Source organism: Natranaerofaba carboxydovora, from assembly GCF_022539405.1.
Lineage (GTDB): Bacteria > Bacillota > Natranaerobiia > Natranaerobiales > Natranaerofabaceae > Natranaerofaba > Natranaerofaba carboxydovora.
Genome location: NZ_CP054394.1, coordinates 525505 through 548095, shown reverse-complemented (window position 1 = coordinate 548095; position 22591 = coordinate 525505). Strand labels below are relative to the sequence as shown.

Here is a 22591-nt window from a genome sequence, read left to right as displayed (position 1 = left end):
TAAAAATTGGAAAAAAAGTCATTGCCAGCATCCCAAAAATATCATACCCTTCTAATTGTAATCTACCAAAAAACAGTTAGAAGGAGGAAAAGAAAGGATGCTGACAATGACTCAACAGTATAATATCAAATACTTATCATTTCATAAAGGAAAAAAGTACAGCGAAATTAGCAGGGAAACAGGCCATGATTTCAAAACTGTGAAAAAATACGCCGAGAAGGAAGATTTTAATGATAGTCCTCCCCGGAGAAAGAAAAAAAGTTCAAAACTTGATCCTTTTAAACCAACTATTGATCAGTGGTTAAATGAAGATACAAAAGCTCCAGTAAAACAGCGGCATACAGCTAAAAGAATATACGATAGATTAAAAGAGGAATTTAAGGAAAAATTTAATGTTTCTGAAAGAGTCGTTAGATATTACGTATCAGCTAAAAAGAGAGAAATATTTGGTGATAGTGAAGCTTATCTTCCCCTTGAACATCCTTCTGGGGAAGCTCAAGTGGACTTTGGCGAGTCACTAATTTATGAAAACGGCAAAGAAATCAAAGGGCATTCTCTAGTCTTATCGTTTCCCCATAGCAATGTAGCTTACGAGCAAGTTTTCAGGGGCCAAAACCAGGAATGTTTGTTGGAAGGGCTGCAGAGGATATTCAAATATATAAACGGTGTTCCCACAAAGATTTGGTTTGATAATCTATCTGCTGCAGTGAAAGAAATTAAGAAAAAAGGTGAAAGAGAGTTAATCGAACAATTTGAAAAATTTGCCCTTCATTACGGGTTTCTCCACAACTTTTGTAATGCCGGCAAATCAAATGAAAAAGGTCATGTGGAAAACAAAGTAGGCTTCACCAGGCTAAATCATTTTGTCCCCGTTCCTTCCGTATCTGACATAGAAGATTTGAATGAAGAACTTTTTCAAAAAGCAGAAAACGACGCCCAAAAACTGCACTACAAAAAACAAAAGAAAGAAGCAGAGCTATTTGAAGAGGATAAAAATTGCTTACTTAAATTACCGGACAAGCCTTTTGATATTGGCCGATTGGTAAAAGTAAAAACAAATAAATATGGAAAAGTTGAATTAGATAAAAAGATCTATTCCACATCTCCCCGGCTAGTGGGAAAACAGGTCTGGCTTTATTTAACCCATGATAGGGTGGATGTGTTAGATGAAGATTATAAACAAGTGGTTTCACACCCTAGGCTCTATCAAGAAACTGAGTCAATGAAATGGTATCCCTATTTAGAGCTGATAGCAAAACGGCCTAACGCTTTAAAATACACTGGTTTTTACAAAGAATTGCCCGATCCCTGGCAGGATTATCTTGAGTATCTTGATTACCCGAAAAAGAAAAAAGCACTTCATTTATTAAAGGATATAATTGAGCACAATGACATGGATACTGCAGCCGATGTACTTTCACAAACCCTCAAAGATGGAGTAGATGATGTGGAAAGTATCAGGCTTACTTGGACTAGAAAAACTAGCAACATAACTCTACCATCCGAACTGGTTTCAAACAATAATATACCTTCAATGACAGGATATACTCCAAATTTCGCAGTTTACGATGAGCTATTAAACAAGGCAGGTGATAGGAAATGAAAGAAACTATTGAGAGCTACTGCAAAAAGCTTAAGTTAGGTACTACTATACCGGAGAATTACCCTCAAATAGAAGCAGATACCCATGAAGAGTTTTTAGAGAAACTTTTAAGACTGGAGGTGGAACAAAGGGAGATAAATCGTAAAAACCGCCTTTTAAAACAGGCTAATTTTCCTACCTTCAAAACATTTAAGGACTACAATTTTGATAACGTAGCTTTGCCGGAAAGCATTGACGTGGAAACACTTAAGACTGCCGGTTTTGTTGAACAAAAGGAAAATCTTATTCTTTACGGGCCTGTAGGCACTGGGAAAACTTTTATGAGTATTGCTGTGGGAATTGAAGCTTGTAACCGTGGGAAAAAGGTTATGTTTTACACTACAGCAGCTTTGGTCAATCAGCTTTTAGAAGCTCAAGCTGACGGGGAAATAAATAAATTAATGAAAAAGATTGAAAAAGCAGATGTGTTAATTTGCGATGAATGGGGGTACATCCCCCTCAACACAGAAGGAGCACAACTTCTTTTTCAAGTAATTTCAAACTGTTACGAAAAGCGTAGTGTAATCATCACTACCAATTTAGAATTTAGCAAGTGGAACACTATATTTTATGATGAAAAGCTTACTAGTGCAATTATCGACAGGTTAGTTCACTACAGCCATTTGATCACATTTACAGGGCCTAGCTACAGGCTGCAGAACTCTTACATTAATTGCTAAATCTGGAATTGGGGTGCTGGATAAATTTTTTGCCGTTTTCGGGAATTTTATCTTGCCAAACACAATTTTTTCTATATAATCTTCTGGATATTCTTCTGGCCTTTTTTCATTCTTATAATTGTAATCTACTTGATCTATATTTTCAGATGCTATAGACTTTTTGTTATAATTATAATAATCAAATGCTTCATTTTTGGCTGAGGTCATCATCCACTTCTTAAGTTCTATTGGATCTTCAATTTCATTAAGCTTGTCAGATACTTTTATAAAAACATTATGCACTATATCTTCTGCAGCCTTTGAATCCTTACTAATTTTAAAAACTGCGTTATAAAGGACAGGCTTATATTCTAAGTATAGCTCCTTAAGTAAAGTTTTCTCTGAAGTTTTAAGCTTTCCTATTCGGCGTAAGATTCTCATTCAAGTCACCCTCTAATTGCATATGTATTATTTAATTTATCAAGGCCATTAAACTTTTTCATAAAAATATAAATTCATCCTTTATTCTTTTTGAAGACATGACTAGCTCTAAATCTGCATTATTTACTAATTTCCAACCATAAATGAAATACATTTTCATTCTTTTGAATGATTTCATCTACAGAATCGGTAATATTTGCTTGATCACTGTCCACAGCCTCATCTTCACTATATATTAAATAAGACAGTGTATATTCTCCCTCACTTATTTCTAGTTTTTCTTTTAGAGGTATCAAGTCACTACTTCTATATGAAGGACTAGGCATTTCAAGTTGGTCCTGGATCTCCATCATTTTTATTTTAGCTTTTACTATTAGCTCTTAACTAATATAAGCTTATTTTATCAACTCCAGCTTAAAAACTTCTGTTTCAGAAGGAATAACATCCACAACTCCATGGTCATCATCAGATAGCCAAATTTCGGCTTTATCTTCAGTTTTTAGAGCTGAAAAAGGTATCTCGTTTCCATCTTTATCAATAATTTCAGTTTCTGATGTTATACTTAAAGTTGCTTCTTCCATATTAACACTGCCAAAGTTTCCTTCTACTAATATATCTTTATCTTTTTCATTAATTTCTTTAATTTTAACTTCCTCAATAGTGCCACTAATCCCACTTCTATCTTCTGTCCTTATACCTATTACTGCAATAATAAGTATTATTAAAGCCCCAATTATAATCTTAAATTTCAAAAAATCACCTCCCAATCGTAATTATTCCAAGGGTAACTCTAAAAACTTTGTGTCATTCTTATATAAATGTAATTTAACATTTTTAGCTAATTCTTTTAGCTCCTCTTCATTTTCATCTTTTAGCCACTTTTCTTCAATATAAGGGCCATATTCATCTGGGTCTTGATGTTCTAAAATATTTCCTTCTAGCTCTTGATCAACTGCAATACTTGCTTTTAACTCTTCTTTTTGGTTTGGTTCTAAAGTACTAGTAGCTAACTTAGGTTCATTGAACTTTTCACCAAATTTATCTTCTAAAAAAATATCCTCTAATTCAGACTTTGGATAAATTTTAAATGCTATAATATCGTCTTTATCTTTTGCTATAGTTTCTTCACCAGTGTATTTTATTTCCATGTTATAATTTAAATTTAAAGGAATTATAGAACTGACTACTTCCCCTTCCTTTGTTTCTTCGAATATTCCATCATCTTCATCCAATTTTAATTCTACTTTTGTTTTTAATATTTCTATTTCGTTTTCACTCACTTCTATATCCTCTGTACATCCAGGAACAAATAAAAATAAACAAGTTAAACTTATCACCAATAATTTTTTCATGCTATTCACCTCTAAAAAATTTGATACTCATAATACCAGAAGTTCATTATTGATTCTGATAAAAAATTTTAACGTTTATAAAATGTAGAGAAAAAAACTAGTTTAAAATTATACTCTTTCATAAAATATCTAATACTTTACAGGTAATACTAATCAGGTGGGGAATTTCCCCACCTGTATTTCTAGTAAATTCAAAGCCTCATAATTAAGCCATTAAATCATTAAATCTAGATTTCAAGTTTAGGTCAGACCATTTTGAACTTTCCTATGACAATATATGTGATAGTCTCTGGTAATGGTCATCTCAAATTAATCTATGTCAAATACCAAAATGATATTTCGAACATGTCATTTTGAACCATTTGAAAAATAACTGAAAATTAAACCCTAATCAGTTTTCTCTTAAATCGTTAGATAAATTTCATAATTCTGTTCAGTTTCTAAAATATAAACCAAACTAATTAATCTGCTCTATAAAAATTACTTCTTTTATTATTCTTTATTTCATCAGCTTTCAGAGATTCCTGGGCGGTTTTAGAAGATGTTTTAACTAAACCAAAAGGCTTTTAAAAATAATCCACTCCCCCTCTTCTCGATAATCCTTTTTATTTAAAGCTATCGTATAAGGGGTTATAACTGTCCTTGGTTTTTTCTTGCCATGCATAACAATAAAATTCCTCCTGGAAATTCTATTAATGTCAAATTAAGCATCTCTGTGTCTGACTATATCTCACTTTCATAGAAAATTCAACCATTTATAGAATATTATAATAACGTTTTGTTTGCTCATCTGAAGCGTGTTTCATCATAAACCTTTAAAATCTCATCTTCTCTTTCAGGGACCCAAATAAGTCACTTTTCAAAGCATGATAGGGCTCTGTCACATTTAGTTAACAACTCAAACAAATAAATTTTAAAATCACTTTCATAATTACCTAAAACACCACCTGTCCCAGATGATCCACCCTTAAAACTCCTAATCCCTACAATGTTTCTTATATCCCACAGTTCAAATTCTATGTAAATTTCAAATTGATTAAAAAGTTAATTTGAATCCACCATATTCAATTAGAATATTTTCTACCCCATCCGTTCTTTAACAGTTTCAGGCTGTACCGCAGATAGCACCACATGTTCACTATCAGTAATTATCACCGACCTGCTTCGGCGACCAAAGGTAGCATCAATTAACAGTCCTTTATCTCTACTTTCAGAAACTCTCCTTTTAACTGGAGATGAGTCTGGAGCCATCACCGCCACTATCCTGTTAGCAATAACAACATTCCCAAAGCCAACATTTATAGTTTTGATATCTTCACTATTAGGCTCGTCCAAGTTATCCCTCCTATTTTTAGGCCAAATATTTAAGCCAAGTTTATCTTTCTAATCTTTTCAGCTCTTCCCCATCAATAACCATTTCACAGCCGCAGTTTTCACACACCAATTTTTCTAGATATATTTCACTTGTATTTTCTTTAAAAACAAGAGGTGTATCCCCGCAGTACTTCCGAGATGCTTAAACCTTTGAAATCATATTTTTCAGCATATGTATTCAACCGTTCCACAATAAATTCCTTTGCCTCATCAAGGTTAAATTCATCCTGGTTCACGATTAATTACCTCCACTCATTAAAATGGAACTTCCTCATCATCATCTTTCAAATCTTTCATTGTCTTTCAAATCTGTATCGTAATCATTCTCATCCCTGCATTCTCCCCATATTACACCGTATGGGACACCACCAGAAGTATAGCCAGCTATGTAATAAAAGGTTTCATTCTGCCAGGGCTCGTAATTTTCTATTTCCTTTTTCTTTCTATCTTTTTTCTTTTGTTGTTCTATTTTTTTCTGCCTTTTAATTTCTTTTTTATATTGTGGGAATACTGATAATCTTTTTTGCCAAATATTAATAATAAAACTACTAGTAACCCTTTCTTTTATGCTTTATCTATCAAGTTAAATATTTCCTAATCTTTTCCCATTCCTTTAGTTTTTGCTCAAACTTTATTGTATGTGCTGGACTAGTGGAAGGTAGTTTAACAAAATCTAATTGTTGAAAATCAAAACCTATAGATTTTTTGAAAATATTATAGGCTTTTGTACCGTTAAAGCCAACACATCTAATATTAGGATAATTATCAAATAAAGTAGTAAAGTCATTTACTTCTTCATTTTTGATATTAGAATCTAAACTACCTTCTCTATAACAAGCTTTCAAAACGTCCCATAAGGCTATCCCGTTATTTTTTAGAAACTCAATTTTTTCTTCATAATCTGTTGGTAACGTTTCATCAAAAAGATTATCAATTATTTTCCAAAACTGATTTCTTGGGTTAGCATAGTATTGCCTTTCTTCCAATGATTTACCTCCAGGCATTGTACCGAGTATTAATACCTTGCTTTTATCATCAATAATAGGAGCAAAGCTGGTTGATTCAGTCAATAATCACCACTCCCTTGTTTTTATTAATTTCTGTTTTTACCCGTTTTTAGATGATTAATAATTGTACTTCATAAGCTTTTCTTGAAATTTCGTAACCTACCTCACTATTCTCCACTTCTCACACGATAAAATATTTTGGTGAAAATCCTCAAAAGTATCAAATTTAACTTCTCTTCTTCCTTTGACTTCATACTGCCTGGATACTTGCAATTCCAAAGGAATACGATATCCTTCTTCACCCTTTTCAATATTAACTGGAATTCCGTTTATCTCAATCAAAGCACTACCGCTGTTTTCTAACAAATCCTTTAATATTTCTTTTTCAGAAGACATTATTCCTACCTCCTGACTAATAATCTTTTAGCGTTCTCTTCCTCAGAGCATAAACAAATATCCCTACAGAAAATATACCAACCGAAAAAATACCGATTGAAAATACACCCACGGAAAATATTCCCGCTGCGAAAATACCTATTGCAAAATTACCAGCTGCAAATACTCCCAAAGAAAAGTCACCAGCTGCCAAAAATCCAGAAGCAAACTTTTCAGCCGCCATTAACTCCCAGCCAAAAATCAACGATATTCCCAAGCCAATTACCACTAAAGCTATCACTAGATATAAAATATGATCTTGTTTCAAGTTATTCACCACCCGTTAATAAATTTTTATTAAAACCTTTCCTGTAATAAGAACTTCATTATACATATTTTGCTACTAATTACTGCCCCTGTCTTCCAAAACTTCAACAAATATTTCCACCAGCTCAGGATCAAACTGGGTACCAGCACACCTTCTAAATTCTTCAATAATCTCTTCCTTTAACATAGCTTTTTTGTAAGGTCTACCATTGGACATAACATCATAGGCATCAGCAATTGATGTAATTCTGGCTAATAAGGGGATCTCTTTTTCTTTTAACCCTTGCGGATATCCTTTACCGTCCCATCTTTCATGATGTGCCAATATATCTTTTGCGACGTGAGAAAACTCTTCAGTAGCCCTTGTAATTCGATAGCCGATTTCTGGATGCTTTCTTATCTCTTCCCATTCTTCATCGGTAAGAGAAGCATCCTTGACTAGAATCCTCTCTGAAATGTTCACTTTACCTATATCGTGGAGGGTTATCAAAAGACTAAGTCTGTCAAGTTCTGTATCCTGTAGTCCCAGCTTTTTCCCGATTTGCCAGGCTACCGTTAGCATTCGTTGTGAATGTTCTTCTGTTTCGTAGCTTTTTGCTTCCAGGGTTTTTAATAATGCTTTTAGTACAGCACTTCTTACACTTTTGCCTTCTGCAAGCTTTTGTTTGTGCATGTTATCCTCTGCCTCAGTCATTACTTCCTCAATATCCTTTTCAGCATTATTTTTTACCCCCCAACCCAGAGCCAAAGAAACAGGTATCTCTCTAACATAAACATTACTGCTGTTATTTTTGATTCTATCACAAATTATTTTTACTTCTTCCTCATTGGTCTGGGGTAAAAATATTACAAATTCATCGCCGCCGTAGCGGGCAATAGTCTCTTCCTTTCGACAGGATTTTTTTAATATCTCGGCTGTAATTTTTAGCACCTCATCCCCGACAATATGACCATAGGTATCATTTACTAACTTCAAACCGTTCAAGTCTACCATTATTATACTTATAGGGAGCTGTCTTATAGTATCTTTTCTTTCCATATCTTCATTTAAAAAATTCCTGTTATAAAGCCCTGTAAGGCTATCATAAAAGCTTAAATACTTAATCCTTTCTTCTGCTTCCTTGCGGGCAGTTATATCTTTTACAAGTGCCATAAAAACGTTTTCATTGTTATAACTGATTACACCTGTAGATACCTCCACATAAAATACACTTCCATCTTTACGCTGGTGCATATCTTCAAGCGTTGTTCTTTCTCCTAGTTCCATCCCGTTCCACAAACGTAATAATTCATCCTTGGATAAATTTCCACCGCTTTCTCTGGGATAAATAAAATCAAAAACCGTCATTTCTATTAGCTCATTATAAGAATATCCCAACTGTGAACAGGCTTCATTATTTACATCAATAATGTTTCCCTCAAAATCATGTAAATAAATCGATAAAATATTCTGTTCAAATAAAGTGCGAAATTTTTCTTCGCTTTCTATTCTTTTAGTTACATCAGTTTGAAAACTTATATATAAATCTTCATTTATTTTCACAGCCAAATTGTCATACCAGAACGTGGTGCCATCTTTTCTTTTGCCTTTAAGAGTACCTTCTGCACGCCCTTCTTCCTGTAACTTTTTAAAATGTTCTCTGGTCATATGCCACGACTCTGAAGGAATAATATCTGTAATCTTAGAATTAAATAATTCCTCTCTAGTAAAGCCCCTCATCCTGCATGCTTCGGGATTAACATCAATAAATCTACCTTCACCATCCGCAACAAAAATACCTACTGGAGCTTTTTCCATGTAAGACTTGAACATTTCTTCACTTTCACTTAAAGTTTTTTCTCCCTGCTTTTGTTTGGTAATATCTATATGGAAAACTATAACCTTTAGACTCGAACTATTTTCGGAATTAAGATAAAGCGTTACCCTAGCCAAAAACCAACGTTCCATCGAAGGGGAATGACAGGGATACTCTAGCTCAAATTCGTCTTTTTCCCCAGCTATAACAGAACGTATCCCTGCAGCTGCTTGTCTTGCTAGCTCTTTATCATCGCCTTTGGCATTATCACATACTTCTAGATAATTACAACCCTCACTTATTTTTTCAATTACAGCATTATTTTCTTTTGCAAAATCAAACCACGAGGAGTTTACAAACTCTATATTTCCTTTTTCGTCTAAAAGACAAATACTGCTTTTCAAAGAATTTAGTATAGCTTGTTCAAAAGAATTATCATCTGTTTTTTTCGAAGCCAATTTATTTAACCCCCAACTTAAAAGATCTTAATAATTCAGGCTTATTTCTTAACACCAATGTATTAACAAAATTATTTTAACTTTAAAATTTTCCTTATGTTATTTATATTATCATTAAACAATACTTTTGGAAATAAATTGCTAAGAAAGTTATTGAAAAATCGATGATTTTTATAAACCATACAACCCTTTGCAAAGAACCGAAAACTTAAAAAAGGTGTATATGATTATATGCCTATTATTATAGTGGATGGGATGGAGAATTTTCAGGATTATAGTAAAGCAGAATGTGCTATCGAAGCCGTTAGATATATAAAGAAGAGTAACATTGAAGAAATTTTTGAAGCTTTCAGGTACTATCTTAAAAAGTTTTAATTAATATTACAGCAGCTCCTATTAAAGCGGAAGAAGAAGGTCATCCTAAGTTTAAAGGGCTGAGAAGGATATTTTAATTCCAAAAACACTAATAATATCTTTTATAATACTCTTATAATACTCTTCAATTTCCTCAGATTTTTAGTGTAAAAAGTAAATTTTCTACAATATTTTCCTAGCTAAAATCTTATTCTTAGCTGTAATATTATTTTGCTTGGAAAACAACACCCTTTAGCTTATCGGAAAACTTAGATGTTGTTATAAATACTCCTCTATTTGCTAACTTCAATTTAATTAAGAATACTACAGTGTACCTCATTCTTCGCAGACAACTATTAGAAGAGTTTATCCACTATCTTAGGAAGAATATTCGCAAGAACTAGATTTTCCTGTTTGAAGTGATTCAAATTATCCTCTAGGTTTTCGGAAGAAAATGGACTACCGTGTGCAGGGTAAATCTTGCTGGCCCCTTCTTGTAACATCTTGCGCCAACTGCGGTAATTATTCTCCAAATCTGAAACATAAGGCATACAGTAATGAGTGCCCAACCAATATGCACGGTTAAAAGCAGCATCGCCACAAAAGCAAGAACCATCATCCAAAAGCAAAGAAATAGAATCAGGGGTGTGACCAGGTGTGCACAGTATTTTACCCGACACTCCCAGGGATCGTAGTATTTCATTATCATCTTCACTGACGATGAAATCCCCTTTACCAAACTCCACTGGTGGAAAGTGTAGTCTTACTCCTTTTAATAACACATACCATCCAAAACCAGAAAATACAACTTTCCAGTTAATAATTCCTCCACCCGTAAGAGTACATTTCCCATCTTTCAAGGGTTTTACAGCTTCCTTATGTACAATAAAATGGCAATTGGATATTTCACGTAAAAGAGTGGTAAAACCCGTATGGTCTTCATGATGGTGTGTTAAAAAGATGTAGCGTATTTCCTTAGGGTCTACTCCCTGACTTTTTAACTCACTCAAAAAACGTGAAAACATCTTCCTACTTCCCGCATCTACAAGTAAATATCCTCCATAACAGGGAAGTAAGTAATGGTTAGTCAGGCCTACCTTTATTGTAATGCCGTTTTCCATACTGTCCTCCTCGCCCCGTAAAATTTAGTCTTGTTTTTACAGGTGTTTTTAAAACGTAAACTGCCATGAAGCTCCAACATTAACTATAATCAGTTAAAGTATAACTCTTAATAATAGCTTACTTTGTCAAAATACTTAATCAAAAATTTTCTAACAAGATTTCCTTTACTTTAAATTCACCTTCAAAAAGCACCTCAGTATTTATATTATTTTCTTTTGCTCCCTCCCAGTATTTTCTAGCAGTCTCAACCATTCCGTAATATCTTTTTGAATTGCAGTTAAGTAAAGACATATCTCCATAAAATAAATTAGATTTATTATTTAACACTTCTATTTTTAAAAGATTACGATTAGTTAAGTCAAAACCCATATTCTCTACATACTTTTTATAATCAACATCAGTATTAAATAAAAACATACATTTTTTCCTTGAAGGTGAATCAGGAAATTCCTCAGCCCTTACATTGGTCTATTGGGTAGTTCATATTTTTTTTGATAATAAACTAAAAAGTTTAAAAAACTCATGTCTTTATTTTGGGGGGTTGAATTTTTTTCTTTTAATAAATCTACAAAACTATATCCTTTGCGTACTAATTCCATTATCAATTCAAAATCTTTTAGGTCGAGTATTGTTAAGGGAGCAATAAATGATTCTTGCAAGATTTTTTCCTCACGCAATATTTGGTGATAGTGGTCAGTTAATAATTGAAACTGGGGTATATTATCAACACAATTAATAAGTTGTGACCGTCAAGTAGTTTTGAACAATTTTCGTTAAATAGTTTTGGACACCTACGATTTTCCAAAAATGGTTTCCCTGTTTTGAATCCTGTAACTTTTCCCTGTAAGGTTAATCACTTCACTCCTATGCATGATTCTATCTAGAATAGCTGTTGTGATAGCTTGATCTCCTAAAATATCGCCCCAATCTTTTGGGCCTTTGTTAGAAGTGACAATTATAGAAGATTGGTTGTACAGTTTGTTGATAAACTGAAAGAATAGGTTTGCTTCTTCATTTTCCATGGCCATAAACATGAGGTCATCGATAATCACCAGGTCTGAAGATACTATTCTCTTAACTTTTGTCCTGGATGTTCTAGTGATCTCCTCAGTTTTTAGTAATTTAATCAGATCATCCATTTGCACAAAGCTCACTTTGTAACCTTTGTGAATAGCTTCAAGTCCAAGCCCTATGCTTAAATGCGACTTCCCCACGCCCGGCGGCCCTAAAAGTATTAGATTATAAACTTGATCCAGCCACACTAGTTCTTTTAACTGGTTTAGTTCTTTTTGGCTAATGGAATCTTGAAACTTAGTATCAAAATCATCCAGGTATTTTTTCTCCGGAAAAGCTGCCCATTTCAGCCTTTTTTGAAAATCTTTTTCTTCCCGGCGTTTTACTTCATGGTCTACAAGCTTTTCTAAGAATTCTTTGTAGGTTAGCTCTTTCTCTTTTGAGGATATGAGAAGATCATCAACGATATCTGCAGCTTCACCTATCTTAAGAGTTTTCATCTTAGTTTTTAATTCATCAGTGTTCATGGTATCTCTCCAATGCAATGTTTTGATATACCTTCAAATCCCTGACCTGTGGCCTGGTTCTTAAGTTAATAGAACCTTCATTTGAAGGTTTTATGGGGGATGATTCTTCTACTGTTGGTTCATCTTTTTGAAAATGTGACAGTGCATCTTTAAAGCATGAAGCACTGTAGAGCCTGTATTTTTGACAGTAGTTTAGAGCTTTTTCAATAACTGTTATATCTTGAGCTTCTATCAATTGTTTGATCAGTTGCAGTTGATCACGTATATGACGGGGCTTTTCCTTGTGTATATTTGAAAGATATTCTTTAGCTTTTTCTCCGCCACCCAGCATTTTTTCTACTGTTTTTTTGTATTCTTTAATTCCCTTATTACGGTCTCTTTCATGATTGTTATTTTTAATCAATACACCTTTACCGTAACAGATTTGGTGTTTAGTAATTTCTTCACCTGCTTCATCTTTAATTATGAGAATTTCACCATCTCTTTCTAACTGTGCATATCTGGTGGTACCATCATAAGTCCCGAAAGGGAGACTATAACGGTTAGACTTGTAAAGTACGGTGTTGTTTTTTCTTATCAAGGCTGTTATACTGGAGTTACAATTTATGGTGAAATTTTTTCCTACTGGCTGTAAGTACTGTTTTTCTACCTGGTGTACTTCAGCCGGTATTTTTTTTGTTGTTTCATTTACCTTGCCGTTACCAGTCCTCTCAAGCCATGCCAGACAATCCTCATTTAGCTTTTCTATGCTGTAAAAAGTACGGTGTTTAGCAAAGTTGTCTTTCACAAAACCTACCACATTTTCTATCCTACCTTTACTTTCTGGGTCACCTTTTCTCAGCATGTGGATTTTAAAGCCTTTTTCTTTTTGGTAGGCAGCAAATTCATAAGTTAGAATCAAATCGCCGTAGTTTTCGTTTACCAGTACCAATCTGTCCTGGTCATAGACCAGCTCTTTTGGCATCCCTTCAAAGTGCTTAAATGCGTTTTCATGGGCTTTAATGGTGCTGGCAGTAGTGAAGGGCTTGTCCGACCACTCTACGTATTTATGCCGGCCATGGGAAAGGACAAAGGCTATAAACCACTTCTTAACAGTTTTTCCGTACTGGTCAATAAACTTCTTTTCACCAAAATCTACTTGCCCCTGTTTTCCCATAGGAGGGTCTACAATAGCTTCATAACTTCTTGGTGCTGCTTTTTTGGGTATGTTGTGAGTCTTTCGTAAGTTCCTAACAAAATTTCTTATGGTACTTTCACAGGCATCCCTATATTCGTAATTATCTAATAGCCAATCTTTAATCTGAGCTGCTGAAAGGTCAGGGAATTTTTTTAGCCACTCCAATATTATGTCTTCATATTCATCTAATTTCTTTTTTCTGTTTCCTTCGTTTAGGGATAACACCTCCTCCGGGGTAAGTTCTAAGTACTTGTAAACGGTGGTTCTTGTAATATTCAAATTCCTAGCTATTTGGGTTACCTTTAACCCCATTTCATTGTATCTTTGAATCTCTGCATACATAAGCCATTTTTTCCTTTCTTCCATAAGCTCTCCTCTCCATCTGTTAGTAATATTTCCAGTTCATCTTAACAGATGGAGGAAGGTTATGGTATATTCTGTACAGTACTATTTAACGAAATCTGTCTATTTGATTTTATCAGTTACATAAGTACTGGCCAATACTTATTAATTCTTTCTGGGCTAATTTCAGAAAGTTTAATTTGTCCACTATTAAATTCAACAATCCTATTGTTTAATTGGAGAGCCCCCTTATCAAGAAGAAAACCTCTTAATCCCTTTTTAATGTCTTTAAAGTTGCTACTTAATTTATATTTTTTTGTATTGACTTTGCTTTAACTTCTATGAAAATGACTTCATCACCATAATCTATAACACCATCTGATACTTGAATAGACTTATTTTTTTTATTAATCACTCTGGGGGCAAAATGATTATAATAAGAATAAGTTTCTTTTAAAATGCTATTTACATATTCTTCATAAGCATCTCCTAAAGCCTTCCCTAGTTCTCCATTGAATCTATCCGTAACTCTTGTCCTAACAATTTCTCTAACTCCATTTACTGCCCTTGATATTAAATATGGAAAGCTCAAACATATATATCTATTAGTTTCAATTTCAAGAATAGGACTTTCCTTTAAAAATTCAAAATTAAAGGCAGTCAATATCAAGATGGACGATATTAACCTAAAAACAAGGGAACTTGTAGTAAGGAACGGGAAGGGAGAAAAAAGTAGGGCTGTATTTTTGAATGATAAGATAGTTAATGCTGCGAAGTCTTATCTGAAAGAACGGGGTGGTGATGGTGAATATTTATTTATAAGCAGGGAAAATAACAAGGTTTCCCGTTGATCTGTGGAGTGGCAGGGATATTCAAGTTCAAAAAACTCCCTTTCGCCTCTGATGACAGAACGTATTCCCCATGCAAACTCCTTGGCCAGCTCCGAGTCCTTTCCCACTACTTTATCGAATTTCTTCAAAGAAAATTTTTTTATGGTCGCAGAGAGAAAAACTACAACTTTTTACAACTTTTTGATTATGGCTTATATACAGATAATTAAAGTTCAACCTCAAAGTCTACTTCTTCGCCCACTTCCTGCCAATCTTCATCTTGAGGTGCACTGATAACTATTCTAACTGTTTCTATTTCATCTGCTTGAGACTGCTCTAGCGGATATATCAAAGTTCCCTCTTGAGTAACGCCTCCCATAAACTCTCCTTCAATATGATCACTCATCCACATATCTGATTCCAATTGCTCTCCTGTATTAGTCACTATTTGTGCTTGACCAGCATAGAAAGTTGAGTCTTCTTCTGATGTGTTTTCTACCTGCATGTCTATCTGAATATACTCTAGCTGTTCAGCACCAAACATTTCTGCCGATTGGGGGTTAAGCTCTCCTGAAACTGCATTTATCTGTTCAATATCAACTCTAAAAGGCCCCGTTTCTATTATATCTATATCGTTATTTTGAGCAATTAATGTCATATCCCCAGCTTCTGTGGTAACTGTATCTCCAACTTCTGCTTCCCCCTCGTCTATATCACCTGCAGCTTCATCACTTTCTTCGTCCATACCATTTCCTTCTACTGACTCATCTTCGAAATCTAACTCGTCCATCCTTTCCTCAATATCATCAAACAACCAATCATATATTTTCCATTCACCATCTTCTAAGTGGAGTTCAACCTGTTGATCATGGCTAATGTCTTCCACTTCTGCCATAGCTTCTAATAAAAACTCTTCTGCTTTTTCATCTATCTCTTCATCAGATGCACCTTCCATTGCTAAAACCATTAGTTCTTCAAAACCTTCTTCGAAAAAAGAAGCAAATGTTTCGTGTAAATTTGGTTTAGTAACTGCCACATCAACAATAGCTACATCTCCATCTTCTTCATAACCTTCAGCCTCTAATGTAACCCTTTCAAAAAGAACCTCTTCTATTTCATCTACTTCCTCCATATCCATTTCTAAATCACCAACTTCATCCTCCCTACCTTCAATAACTAGTTCGAGAGCTCCCTCTGTATCTCCATCTTGAAAGAGTCTCCAGTATTCATTAACTACTTCATCAGGTGGTGTAGGTGATCCACATCCTACTAAAATCAGGGTAGTCATTGCCAAAAAAATAAGAATTGAAACTTTTCTCATAAATCAACGCTCCTTTCGCTATAATGAAAACTTTTATATTTGAAAAACTTAATTAAAGAAAATAAACTAATGAACTAAAAAAGCTTACTTAAATGATTTGACCTTTAGAACTTCTACACAAAATGTATTAATCCTCGAATTTTTTATAATTTTGTCTTATATAAAAAATCTATTTACATGTTTTCAAGTATTTTACAAGGACTTGTAAAACGTTTCACTCTTCTATAAAATATAATTAACTTCATTTTAAAGTGCTCATTGTCCTGTTTACCAAATCCTAAAAAGGGTGATAAATGATCAGTAAACAAATAAAGCTAGATATAAATAACCCAGTAAGTTTTTTACAACAAATTAGAATAACTATAGAAAAAGGTGATAATCTAAATAATGAGGAAAGTAATTATATAAAAAAATATGCTCATATTGTTAAAAAACTGCCAGATGAAAAAATAAAAGATGAATTAATCAAAGCATTAGAAAACTTAGATTGCCCGTCAAAATATTTTGAGGTATTAAAAGAACACTCTTTATTGCAATATATCCTTCCTGAGCTATCTGATTGTATTAATGTTAAATCAAACCCATATTTTCATAACAAAGATGTATTTGGACATACTATGGATGTTTTGGACTTCACTCCAAAAAACAATATAAAATTAAGACTTGCAGCACTTTTTCATGATCTAGGAAAACCAGAAGCATTCAATAGTTCCGGTAATAATAGGCATGACATAGAAGGAGCTAGGGTTACTAATAAAATAATGAATAGGATGTTTTTTGACCAAGATATGAAGCAAAGCATAATTAGCCTGGTTCAGTATCACATGACAATTTTCGGGGAAATTACAGAGGTTGATCTAAGACGATTGTGGAATAAAATTGGCAAGGAAAACCTGTTACAGCTAATTCAGTTAAAAGAAGCAGATGTCAAAAGTCTAAGAATTGAATTACCTTCAGAAATTGAAGCTTTGACTAGGGCTAAAGAAAAAATTAAGGAGATCGAAAAACATGGGGGTATAATAAGTAATTTAGACTTAGCCGTTACAGAAAAGGATTTGATCTCCTCGGGGATAGACTCAAATAAAAGTTATGTTCTTGACTGCCTATTCGAAGGGGTCGTATATGGTGCCTTTAACAATGAAAAACAAGAACTACTACAAAAAGCTCACAAAATTGCAAGTTATTTTAATTAATATTATACAAAAATATATAAAAATAAAAAACAGGGACAATAATCTTAATCCCTGTTAATGATAATTAATCAAGTTGTGTTAGGTTTTAAAAGATAAATTGATTTTTAAATAATAATTTTTCAAAGCGAGATATAGTTTCTGCACTAACTTTTTCTCCGACCCTAACTAGTAACATATTCGCCAGGTGTTCTACGACTTCAGGATCATCAGTGTCTCTAGATTTCAGTCCTACTAAACCCATTATATATTTTAACAAATTTCTGTGCTCCCATATTGAATTAGGCTTTATTGTTTTCCAGTTATAACATGTTTCAATGCTAATAACGATTTTGTCTTCAAAGTCATAGTTACCAAAAGTCCACATTAATAAATATTTTCCTACACCAAGCCCCCTATAATTACTAGAAACTTCAATTCCACCTAATTCTAAAAGTTCTGGAATTCCAGAATTGGCCCACCTTCTAAATTCTGGACGGTGAAAAGTAATATACCCTACTATTGTTTTACCATGACAGGCAGCAAATACTTTGCCTTCATCAAATTCACTTATAGTTATCAAGGCTTCGTGTTGTTTATTTGGCTCTCTAAAGTTGTTTAGACCTTCATCCATATTAAGTTTTGACAGTTCTTCTTTTTTCAAAGGTCCAAAAAATTCGATAGTACCCTTTTCAGTATTAATAAAATTAGTATTTAAATTTTCAATAAATGCGTTAGGCATCATAATCACCTCAAGTTAAAATTTTTATATTCTTGTCCTCAAGTCTAATTATACCCAATTTGACCTTCTTGTTCAAGTTTTCACAAAATTAAAGTAAAATTAAAATTAAAAATAATATTCCAACAATTTTTATTCCTAATTCTTTTCATTTTCTATTAAACGACACTTAGTAGTTCAAATACCTACTTGTAGTTATTTCTTATTATATTTAATGCATTTTCCTTCAGTATCAAAAAGCACCATGCCGGCAGTTGCACCTTTTTCCTCTGTTAAGTAACCTTCTTCTTGATGTTTTTCAACGTAATCTTCAATATCATTTTTCACCTCATCATCTACTGTCAAAAACATGCCTAACATCTGCTGTATTTCGTTTTTTGCTTCTTCTTTAGGCTGTTTGTGTAATCTACTCCAACTATCAAAGTGAAGTTCAGGCTTATAACCCTTAGAATACAACCAATTTAATGGATAAATTATATCCATATGAGAAACATCTTGCCTGCCTAAATGTTTTTCTAACAAATATGAGATCGACTTCCTGAACTTTTCTCCTGCAAATCTACTGATAAAGCAGTATTTTTTACTGGCATCTATCACTTTTTGTAAGTTTTTTGCATCATGTATAGCAGGGCACATCGAAGCAAATACCAAATCAAACTTTTGGTTATACCCTTTTTCTTCTATGTCTAACTTAAACCAATCATCTACAAGGGGAATAATCTTATTAGCTACTTCTTTATTTTCATTACCCAGCTTTTCGTTTAATTTATCAATCATTTTTTCTGCTGGGTCCATAGCATATACTTTGTGGCCCCTTCTGGCAAACTCTATAGCATAATGCCCAGGACCACAACCAAGATCCAAAATTGTTTTTGGGCCTTGATCTAGCACTCCGTACTTATCAAGGAAGTTTATTGTCTCTTTCAAACGTTCTTGTCCGGACGAGCTGCTAACATTTTTGTCAAAATTATCTGCTCTACTATTCCACATTTCAATTTTCTCTTCACTTGTTTTATTATTAGTACTTTGAATAGCTTTTTCCCACTCATTTTCCCAAAATTTTGGTTCAAATAATTTCACATTATCCTTCCTTTCTTTTCTTTTATAAAATGCATGTATGGCGTAGCATTATAACAAAATATTGTAACACTATTATCAATTCTAATATTCAAATATATATTTTGTCAACGCTGTTCTCTTTTTTGTCTCCTTTTTTGTTCAAAAATATTTTACTATTTAAGTATATGACTATTTACACCCTCAAATATAGGAGATAATAACTAGGAGCACTGAGTTTAAATATTCACCACTAAGAAAGTGAAGTCAGGTATCAAGCACCTAGCAGCCAACACTAGGCAAGGATATAATTTAAATAGTTAAATTATACAATCTTTAAATTCACTGGAGGTGTAGAATTATGAGCTTTAGATTGATTGGTATAGGAATTTTACTTATTCTTTTTAGCTTTGGAAGTGCTTTTGCTCATGGACCATCATGGGAAAATCCACCAGGGAATGGCCCACCAGAACACGCAGCACCTAAAACACATCCTTTAAGCAATCATGGCCCAAATAAAAACGCTAATGTTCCTAATTTTGTTAGAGAAAATATTTTCGGTCAGGAAGATGAAGATAGTGATGAAGACCCTGAAGAAGAGATTTATAATATTACCTTTACAGAATTAAATGAAACAGAGAATATCGAAATTACAGTATATGAAGACAAAGATAATGCCAAAAAAAAGCTTGATTCTATAACTACTGATCAAGAAGGAAAGTCTGATATATACTTGACAAAAGGCGATTACTTTTTTGCAGTATCTGCCGATTATTATAAGAACTATGAAAGAAGTTTCTCTGTAGAAGATACTGATATAGATATTGAATTTGAGATAAAAACGTTGTCTGAAGTAATGATTGTATCTAATCAGGACGAGTTAAATAAAGCACTTAAAGACGAAAAAATTGCAACTATAATTCTTCAAGGAACTTTTGACAGTTTTAAAATTGACAGAAATGATATAACAATTCTTGGAGGTACTATAAATTATAGCGATATGGATTATGGAATAAAAGTTGATAATGTAACAGGCATTTTGATTGATGGTGTAACAGTAAAGGAGGATAGTGATAAATCTACAAGAGCAATTAAAGCAATGTCTGATGCTGAGTTTACTTTGAAAGACAGCAAAATTATTACTGACAGCACAGCAATCTATTTACACGATAATCCTTTAAAAGGTGGCAATGAAGTAGAATTTACAGCTAAAGATAATATAATCAAAGATGCAGAACTAGGAATCAGTGGTACCAGGCACAGTGTTTTAAACGAAATTGAGAGCAACACTTTCGAAAATTGCACTGTTGGTATTAATCTTGATAGAGCTGTTACAAGCACTGTAATTGACGTTGAAGATGAGGGACTTGATGCGTTATATGATTATCTTAAAAATAATAATGATTTCATAAACTTCGATGATAATATCAAAATAGAAACGAACTGGTAAAGTCTAATCTTCAGGATTTGCCAATTTGCCCCTTACAAAACTGTGTTAAGGGGCTTTTTTTTGATTAGAAAATAATGTTATAATTGAATGTATGATTCTGCGGAAAGGATGTGTTATATTTTGGAAAATCGAAAAGTACTTTTTGAAGTGGAAGATAACATCGCATATATCACACTAAATAATCCTGGTTCTCTTAATGCTTTAGACGAAAGTCTGTTAGACGAACTAATAGAAGTAATGGATGAAAGCAGTGATCGAACCGATGTTAGAACAATTATAATTTCAGGAAAGGGAAATGCATTTTCTGCTGGTGGAGATCTTAACGCCTTGAAAAATGCCTTAGAACAAGAGCCCGAAGAATGTCTTGGAGTAGTTCGTAAAGTTGGACTTGCAGCATTAAGAATAAGAAATGCAAGAAAGCCTGTGATCGCTTCAATAAAAGGAGCGGCAGCTGGCGCTGGGTTTAATTTTGCACTTGCCTGTGATTTTCGCATATGTACAGAAGATGCTAAGTTCATTCAGTCTTTTGTCAATATAGGTCTAGTCCCTGATATGGGAGGAACTTATTTACTTACTCAAATGATAGGAGCAGCTAAGGCAACAGAGCTTATTATGACAGGAAGAACTGTCGAAGCCAAAGAAGCTCTAGAGTTAGGGTTAGTTAACAAGGTGGTTCCAGGAGAAGACCTGGAAAAAGCTACAAAGGAGTTTGCAAACAAACTGGCCCAGGGACCTACCAAAGCTTTTGGAAATATGAAAGCCTTAGTAAACAGAAGCGCTTTCAGTGGACTTGAAAGCATACTTGATAATGAGCTTGAATACCAAATCAACTGTGCTAAGACAGAAGATTTCAAAGAAGGAGTAAGTGCATTTTTAGAAAAACGCAAACCAGAATTTAAAGGCAAATAAAGTTAAGTGTTTTAATAAAATCAAAAATATTAATCTGGTGCAAGAACGTCAAATAAAAACACTATACATATGTGATAGACTTTTTGCACCAGATTCATGTTTATATTTCATAAGCCTCTTTTATTTCAGCATTACTCTTTTTCGTGCCCAGTAGTAACATTAGCTTCAACTTAGCTTTTTGACCAGAGGTTTCTTTAGAAAAAATAACACCCATATCTTTTAAGCATTTACCTCCTCCTTCATAGCTGTATTCAGGAGAAACATTACCACCTTCAACTCTACTTGTAAGAACAACAGGTACACCCTTTTCGATAACTTTACCAATTTTAGAAGATGCATCAGGAGGAATATTTCCTTTACCAAGAGCCTCAATAACTAAACCTTTTATATTGTTATCCTCCAAAATATAATCAATTATTTTTCCATTACATCCTGCATACATTTTAAGAAGTTCCACTTCTTTCAATTTAATATCATCAAAATCGACTTTAATATCATCATTTATAATCTTCTTATTTGTAGTATTCTCTTCTTTAAGTGGTTTCCTTTTAAAATAAACCTTATCTTCTTGGACTCTACCTAACGGACCCCACACGGGGGATTTAAAGGTATCTATGCTTGCAGTATGAGTTTTTGTAACCTCTGATGCCGAGTGAACCTCTTCATTCATTACTACCATAACACCTTTATCTCGAGCGTTATCTGAAGAAGATACCCTGACACTAGATAGTAGATTTACCGGCCCGTCGGGGGACAAATCACCTGCACTTTTCATAGCGCCTGTAACAATGACAGGCTTGTTAGTTTCTAATAGAAGATCTAAAAAGTAAGCTGTTTCTTCTAAGGTATCAGTACCATGGGTTATTACAACACCAGAGATATCTTCTCTATCTAATAATTCCTTAACTCTTTTTGACAGGTCAAGCATAATTTGCGGGGTCATATGAGGGCTTGGAATATTAGAAAATTCAACAGTTTCAATATCTGCGACCTCTTCAAGAGAGGGTATAGCTTCACACAGTTCTCCCCCCGAAACCGCAGGAACCAAACCGTCTGTTTTAGAGTCATATTTCATGGCAATTGTCCCGCCAGTGAAAACTACTGCAACCCTTGTTTTTTTCATTTTAATCACCTCTATTTAAGCTTTTTT

At 33.7% G+C, this 22591-nt stretch carries 27 protein-coding genes; 7 read left to right on the top strand and 20 right to left on the bottom strand.

The features are described 5' to 3' along the window. Positions 1-106 precede the first annotated feature (106 nt). Positions 107-1603, top strand: coding sequence for an IS21 family transposase (gene istA, locus ACONDI_RS02630; protein WP_241080909.1), 1497 nt, complete (start codon positions 107-109; stop codon positions 1601-1603). Continuing rightward, positions 1600-2322 carry an IS21-like element helper ATPase IstB gene (gene istB / locus ACONDI_RS02625; RefSeq protein ID WP_241079666.1) on the top strand — a complete coding sequence of 241 codons (723 nt, stop codon included), beginning with the start codon at positions 1600-1602 and terminating at the stop codon, positions 2320-2322. The genes istA (ACONDI_RS02630) and istB (ACONDI_RS02625) overlap by 4 nt, the downstream gene beginning before the upstream one ends. Here istB (ACONDI_RS02625) and ACONDI_RS02620 read toward each other — a convergent pair. The 10 genes from ACONDI_RS02620 to ACONDI_RS02580 form a co-directional block, all read right to left on the bottom strand. After that, positions 2248-2742, bottom strand: coding sequence for an RNA polymerase sigma factor (locus ACONDI_RS02620; protein ID WP_241079938.1), 495 nt, complete (start codon positions 2740-2742; stop codon positions 2248-2250). The two genes, istB (ACONDI_RS02625) and ACONDI_RS02620, sit on opposite strands and share 75 nt — an antisense overlap. Before the next feature lie 119 nt (positions 2743-2861). After that, a complete protein-coding gene (locus ACONDI_RS02615; protein WP_241079937.1) occupies positions 2862-3095 on the bottom strand; it encodes a hypothetical protein in 234 nt (77 codons plus the stop codon). A 42-nt stretch (positions 3096-3137) separates the two neighbouring features. Then, on the bottom strand, positions 3138-3494 hold the full coding sequence (locus ACONDI_RS02610) for a hypothetical protein (protein ID WP_241079936.1): 357 nt from the start codon (positions 3492-3494) through the stop codon (positions 3138-3140). Positions 3495-3515: 21 nt separating this feature from the next. Beyond that, complete coding sequence (locus ACONDI_RS02605) at positions 3516-4094, bottom strand: hypothetical protein (protein ID WP_241079935.1); 579 nt, start codon at positions 4092-4094, stop codon at positions 3516-3518. A gap of 1080 nt (positions 4095-5174) precedes the next feature. After that, entirely contained in the window at positions 5175-5429 is a 255-nt protein-coding gene (locus tag ACONDI_RS02600; protein WP_277397803.1) for a DUF370 domain-containing protein, read from the bottom strand. A gap of 140 nt (positions 5430-5569) precedes the next feature. After that, entirely contained in the window at positions 5570-5704 is a 135-nt protein-coding gene (locus ACONDI_RS15625) for a hypothetical protein (RefSeq protein WP_277397802.1), read from the bottom strand. A gap of 342 nt (positions 5705-6046) precedes the next feature. Further along, the gene (locus ACONDI_RS02595) at positions 6047-6538 is read right to left on the bottom strand and encodes a DNA-deoxyinosine glycosylase (protein WP_241079934.1); all 492 of its coding nucleotides are present in this window, start codon (positions 6536-6538) and stop codon (positions 6047-6049) included. Positions 6539-6634: 96 nt separating this feature from the next. After that, positions 6635-6871 (bottom strand): hypothetical protein, encoded by a 237-nt coding sequence (locus tag ACONDI_RS02590; RefSeq protein ID WP_241079933.1) that lies wholly within the window; start codon positions 6869-6871, stop codon positions 6635-6637. Positions 6872-6887: 16 nt separating this feature from the next. Further along, positions 6888-7178 carry a hypothetical protein gene (locus ACONDI_RS02585; protein WP_241079932.1) on the bottom strand — a complete coding sequence of 97 codons (291 nt, stop codon included), beginning with the start codon at positions 7176-7178 and terminating at the stop codon, positions 6888-6890. A 75-nt stretch (positions 7179-7253) separates the two neighbouring features. Continuing rightward, the gene (locus ACONDI_RS02580) at positions 7254-9431 is read right to left on the bottom strand and encodes a sensor domain-containing diguanylate cyclase/phosphohydrolase (RefSeq protein WP_241079931.1); all 2178 of its coding nucleotides are present in this window, start codon (positions 9429-9431) and stop codon (positions 7254-7256) included. Between the two features lie 231 nt (positions 9432-9662). Here ACONDI_RS02580 and ACONDI_RS02575 point away from each other — a divergent pair, with 231 nt between their 5' ends. Beyond that, on the top strand, positions 9663-9806 hold the full coding sequence (locus tag ACONDI_RS02575) for a hypothetical protein (RefSeq protein WP_241079930.1): 144 nt from the start codon (positions 9663-9665) through the stop codon (positions 9804-9806). Between the two features lie 335 nt (positions 9807-10141). Here the strand turns inward: ACONDI_RS02575 and ACONDI_RS02570 are convergent, their stop codons facing one another. From ACONDI_RS02570 to ACONDI_RS02545, 6 genes are all read right to left on the bottom strand, one after another. Further along, positions 10142-10906, bottom strand: coding sequence for an MBL fold metallo-hydrolase (locus tag ACONDI_RS02570; RefSeq protein ID WP_241079929.1), 765 nt, complete (start codon positions 10904-10906; stop codon positions 10142-10144). A 139-nt stretch (positions 10907-11045) separates the two neighbouring features. Beyond that, on the bottom strand, positions 11046-11324 hold the full coding sequence (locus ACONDI_RS02565; protein ID WP_241079928.1) for a hypothetical protein: 279 nt from the start codon (positions 11322-11324) through the stop codon (positions 11046-11048). Positions 11325-11365: 41 nt separating this feature from the next. Next, positions 11366-11566, bottom strand: coding sequence for a hypothetical protein (locus tag ACONDI_RS02560; protein ID WP_241079927.1), 201 nt, complete (start codon positions 11564-11566; stop codon positions 11366-11368). 132 nt (positions 11567-11698) lie between these two features. Next, positions 11699-12448, bottom strand: coding sequence for an IS21-like element helper ATPase IstB (gene istB, locus ACONDI_RS02555; RefSeq protein ID WP_241079507.1), 750 nt, complete (start codon positions 12446-12448; stop codon positions 11699-11701). Next, a complete protein-coding gene (istA, locus tag ACONDI_RS02550; protein WP_241079506.1) occupies positions 12438-13991 on the bottom strand; it encodes an IS21 family transposase in 1554 nt (517 codons plus the stop codon). Before istA (ACONDI_RS02550) ends, istB (ACONDI_RS02555) begins: the two co-directional genes overlap by 11 nt. Before the next feature lie 277 nt (positions 13992-14268). Then, positions 14269-14559, bottom strand: coding sequence for a hypothetical protein (locus ACONDI_RS02545; protein WP_241079926.1), 291 nt, complete (start codon positions 14557-14559; stop codon positions 14269-14271). Between the two features lie 79 nt (positions 14560-14638). Between ACONDI_RS02545 and ACONDI_RS15800 the strand changes: the two genes are divergently transcribed. After that, complete coding sequence (locus ACONDI_RS15800) at positions 14639-14818, top strand: tyrosine-type recombinase/integrase (protein WP_241079925.1); 180 nt, start codon at positions 14639-14641, stop codon at positions 14816-14818. A gap of 205 nt (positions 14819-15023) precedes the next feature. On the opposite strand, the gene ACONDI_RS02535 is transcribed toward ACONDI_RS15800, so the two are convergent. After that, entirely contained in the window at positions 15024-16118 is a 1095-nt protein-coding gene (locus ACONDI_RS02535) for a hypothetical protein (protein WP_241079924.1), read from the bottom strand. A gap of 293 nt (positions 16119-16411) precedes the next feature. Here ACONDI_RS02535 and ACONDI_RS02530 point away from each other — a divergent pair, with 293 nt between their 5' ends. After that, on the top strand, positions 16412-17311 hold the full coding sequence (locus ACONDI_RS02530; protein WP_241079923.1) for a tRNA nucleotidyltransferase/poly(A) polymerase-related protein: 900 nt from the start codon (positions 16412-16414) through the stop codon (positions 17309-17311). 85 nt (positions 17312-17396) lie between these two features. Here ACONDI_RS02530 and ACONDI_RS02525 read toward each other — a convergent pair whose 3' ends face one another. Both ACONDI_RS02525 and ACONDI_RS02520 read right to left on the bottom strand, forming a co-directional pair. Continuing rightward, entirely contained in the window at positions 17397-18029 is a 633-nt protein-coding gene (locus ACONDI_RS02525; RefSeq protein ID WP_241079922.1) for a GNAT family N-acetyltransferase, read from the bottom strand. A 192-nt stretch (positions 18030-18221) separates the two neighbouring features. Next, positions 18222-19106 carry a class I SAM-dependent methyltransferase gene (locus ACONDI_RS02520; protein ID WP_241079921.1) on the bottom strand — a complete coding sequence of 295 codons (885 nt, stop codon included), beginning with the start codon at positions 19104-19106 and terminating at the stop codon, positions 18222-18224. Between the two features lie 337 nt (positions 19107-19443). On the opposite strand from ACONDI_RS02520, the gene ACONDI_RS02515 reads away from it, so the two are divergent. Then, positions 19444-20532: a hypothetical protein gene (locus ACONDI_RS02515; RefSeq protein WP_241079920.1), complete on the top strand. Its 1089-nt coding sequence runs from the start codon at positions 19444-19446 to the stop codon at positions 20530-20532. Between the two features lie 120 nt (positions 20533-20652). Continuing rightward, the gene (locus tag ACONDI_RS02510; protein WP_241079919.1) at positions 20653-21441 is read left to right on the top strand and encodes an enoyl-CoA hydratase/isomerase family protein; all 789 of its coding nucleotides are present in this window, start codon (positions 20653-20655) and stop codon (positions 21439-21441) included. 100 nt (positions 21442-21541) lie between these two features. Here ACONDI_RS02510 and ACONDI_RS02505 read toward each other — a convergent pair whose 3' ends face one another. Continuing rightward, a complete protein-coding gene (locus ACONDI_RS02505) occupies positions 21542-22564 on the bottom strand; it encodes an asparaginase (RefSeq protein WP_241079918.1) in 1023 nt (340 codons plus the stop codon). Positions 22565-22591 lie beyond the last annotated feature (27 nt).